At 35.1% G+C, this 1,556-nt stretch carries 3 protein-coding genes; 1 reads left to right on the top strand and 2 read right to left on the bottom strand.

Annotated features, from left to right (window positions below; translation table 11 throughout):
• Positions 1-34: 34 nt before the first annotated feature.
• Together AACV33_RS02970 and AACV33_RS02965 are read right to left on the bottom strand one after the other, a co-directional pair.
• On the bottom strand, positions 35-181 hold the full coding sequence (locus AACV33_RS02970) for a hypothetical protein (RefSeq protein WP_023604241.1): 147 nt from the start codon (positions 179-181) through the stop codon (positions 35-37).
• A gap of 180 nt (positions 182-361) precedes the next feature.
• Complete coding sequence (locus AACV33_RS02965) at positions 362-1,015, bottom strand: tRNA (adenine(22)-N(1))-methyltransferase (RefSeq protein WP_023604240.1); 654 nt, start codon at positions 1,013-1,015, stop codon at positions 362-364.
• Between the two features lie 103 nt (positions 1,016-1,118).
• Between AACV33_RS02965 and AACV33_RS02960 the strand changes: the two genes are divergently transcribed.
• Positions 1,119-1,556, top strand: a 438-nt coding sequence (locus AACV33_RS02960) for an HAD-IIB family hydrolase (protein WP_182700723.1), incomplete at its 3' end; no start/stop codon positions are given.

Genomic DNA, 1,556 nt, shown 5'->3' with positions numbered 1-1,556 from the left:
GCAATGTGAAATTAACTAGTGTAATTTCACATTGCTAACGAATAGACTCAAATTTCATAACAAAATATTTAAGCATTTTAATTAGCTCATCATTTTTAAGCGCTTTCGTTTCAAAAGCTAAATCAAAATCCTTTTGCATTGTTTTAAGAAGTAACTTTTGTTTTAAATCAAAATTTTCCATTATGGTTCCTTAATTTTCTTAACTCTAAAATTCTAAAATATTAGATGCTAAAAAGCACTGGCATAATAAATTGATTTAATTGAAAATATGCCTAAACCATAATCCTACGATATAGGCTTATCTCTTTGATAACCTTTCGCTTTACCTATCTATTTGTCGTGTTTCTTAATAGTGCTCAATTTATGAAGTTAACAACAACTTGTACAGTTCACTAATTTTGTTTTTTTTATCTACGCTTACTTCCATTCGTTGGTAATGTGCGATTGTTTTATCTAAATATTCTCGATGATCTACATCGGTTGAATTCCACATTTCAGACCCCGTTTTAGACAACGGTTTTAGTGCACGATTAGATACATGCATTACTTCATAAAAACGCTTATTCTCTTTTACTAAGGTTTCTGAATTTAATCCAAAACCCATTGTTATAAGCTCTTCTCTCACTCGATAATTGTGCAATACCGGACAAAGAATAAATTCCAACTCTGCATTTTTATTACGTTGTCGAATAGAACGAACAAGTTCAATCAGTAACTCGCCTCCTACCCCAGCAATAATGATAAGATTTTTTTGATCATTGATGATTGATAGTTGGCTTACATCCATGCAATGCACCTGCCATCTAGATTGAATCTCAGCGGCATGCTTATCAAGCTGCGCCTCTAGGTTAATCATCAATTCATCTACAACATCAACAAAATGAATCACACTGTGTGGCAGAGATGATAATAGTGCAACACCAAGCTGACCATGGTCACAACAACAATCCCAAATATGATCATAGTGAACGGTCACTTTATTCTTGATGGTATCTAAACGAGTACTTAGTTTCATAGGTCTTAATCGGTAGTAAAAATCAGCCACAGTATATAGTATTTTTTTCACAAAAATCAGGTAAGCTACCTTCAGGTAATTTAAACCACTATGGTGAAAAAGAATGTACAAATTAATTGCTCTTGATATGGATGGCACACTGTTAAATTCAGACAAACAAATCTCACCTGAAAACAAAGCAGCCATCGCTGCCGCTCGAGAACAAGGTGTTGTCGTTGTGCTTGCATCAGGCCGCCCTCTGAATGGCATGAAATCTCAACTTAAAGAATTGGGCATGACGAGTGACGAAGATTACGTTCTTAGCTATAACGCCTCTCTTGTTCAAAGAGTAAAAAGCGAAGAAATCATTCGTAGCCAAATCATCACAGGCAAAGACGCTAAAGTATTGGCTAAATTAGCCAAAGAATTAGGCGTTCACATTCATGCATTCTCTCAAGAAAAGGGACTTATCACTCCAGAATCAAGTTATTACACAGAGCACGAATCAACAATCACTGGCATGCCAATCACTGTAATTAATTTCGAAGCACTCGCTGATGAT

The sequence above is a fragment of the Aliivibrio sp. SR45-2 genome, from assembly GCF_963890165.1.
GTDB lineage: Bacteria > Pseudomonadota > Gammaproteobacteria > Enterobacterales > Vibrionaceae > Aliivibrio > Aliivibrio salmonicida.
This window is presented reverse-complemented; position numbering and strand designations above follow the sequence as displayed.

Bases quoted from the DNA above. Each gene is read 5' to 3' on its own strand.
- AACV33_RS02970 (WP_023604241.1), bottom strand. From the start codon at position 181: ATGGAAAATTTTGATTTAAAACAAAAGTTACTTCTTAAAACAATGCAA.
- AACV33_RS02965 (WP_023604240.1), bottom strand. From the start codon at position 1,015: ATGAAACTAAGTACTCGTTTAGATACCATCAAGAATAAAGTGACCGTT.